This is a genomic window from Shewanella sp. Iso12 (assembly GCF_012030025.1).
Lineage (GTDB): Bacteria > Pseudomonadota > Gammaproteobacteria > Enterobacterales > Shewanellaceae > Shewanella > Shewanella algae.
This window is the reverse complement of record NZ_JAAUHW010000033.1, coordinates 1-1,401: the sequence shown is the minus strand read 5'-3', so window position 1 is coordinate 1,401 and position 1,401 is coordinate 1. Positions and strand designations below refer to the sequence as shown.

The following is a 1,401-nucleotide window of genomic DNA, read 5'->3' as shown; positions in this document are numbered from 1 at the left end:
GGGGATGAAGTGGTTGATGCCATGCTTCCAGGAAAATCTTCTAAGCTTCAGGTTAGCAGGAATCGTACCCCAAACCGACACAGGTGGTCGGGTAGAGAATACCAAGGCGCTTGAGAGAACTCGGCTGAAGGAACTAGGCAAAATGGTACCGTAACTTCGGGAGAAGGTACGCTCCTGTTGGTGAAGAGACTTGCTCTCAGAGCTGACGGGAGTCGCAGATACCAGGTGGCTGCAACTGTTTATCAAAAACACAGCACTGTGCAAAATCGCAAGATGACGTATACGGTGTGACGCCTGCCCGGTGCCGGAAGGTTAATTGATTGGGTTATCTTCGGAGAAGCTCATGATCGAAGCCCCGGTAAACGGCGGCCGTAACTATAACGGTCCTAAGGTAGCGAAATTCCTTGTCGGGTAAGTTCCGACCTGCACGAATGGCGTAATGATGGCCACGCTGTCTCCAGCCGAGACTCAGTGAAGTTGAAATTGCGGTGAAGATGCCGTATACCCGCGGCTAGACGGAAAGACCCCGTGAACCTTTACTATAGCTTGGCACTGAACATTGACCCTACATGTGTAGGATAGGTGGGAGACTATGAAGATGAGACGCCAGTCTTGTTGGAGTCAACCTTGAAATACCACCCTTGTAGTGTTGATGTTCTAACCTGGGCCCCTAATCGGGGTTAGGGACAGTGCCTGGTGGGTAGTTTGACTGGGGCGGTCTCCTCCCAAAGAGTAACGGAGGAGCACGAAGGTTGGCTAAGTACGGTCGGACATCGTACGGTTAGTGTAATGGCATAAGCCAGCTTAACTGCGAGACAGACACGTCGAGCAGGTGCGAAAGCAGGTCATAGTGATCCGGTGGTTCTGAATGGAAGGGCCATCGCTCAACGGATAAAAGGTACTCCGGGGATAACAGGCTGATACCGCCCAAGAGTTCATATCGACGGCGGTGTTTGGCACCTCGATGTCGGCTCATCACATCCTGGGGCTGAAGTCGGTCCCAAGGGTATGGCTGTTCGCCATTTAAAGTGGTACGCGAGCTGGGTTCAGAACGTCGTGAGACAGTTCGGTCCCTATCTGCCGTGGGCGTTGGATGATTGAGGGGAGCTGCTCCTAGTACGAGAGGACCGGAGTGGACGAACCGCTGGTGTTCGGGTTGTCATGCCAATGGCATTGCCCGGTAGCTACGTTCGGAATCGATAACCGCTGAAAGCATCTAAGCGGGAAGCGAGCCCCAAGATGAGTCATCCCTAGGGCCTAGAGCCCTCTGAAGAGCCGTTCGAGACCAGGACGTTGATAGGCAGGGTGTGTAAGCGTTGCGAGGCGTTGAGCTAACCTGTACTAATGACTCGAGAGGCTTAACCATACAACCCAGATGGGTTTTACGGACTTGAAGAAGTC

The 1,401-nt window shown here is 53.1% G+C and carries 1 rRNA gene; it reads left to right on the top strand.

Going from position 1 to position 1,401, the window contains the following annotated elements:
- Positions 1–1,366, top strand: a 23S ribosomal RNA gene (locus HCX89_RS22595); the annotation flags it as partial.
- Positions 1,367–1,401 lie beyond the last annotated feature (35 nt).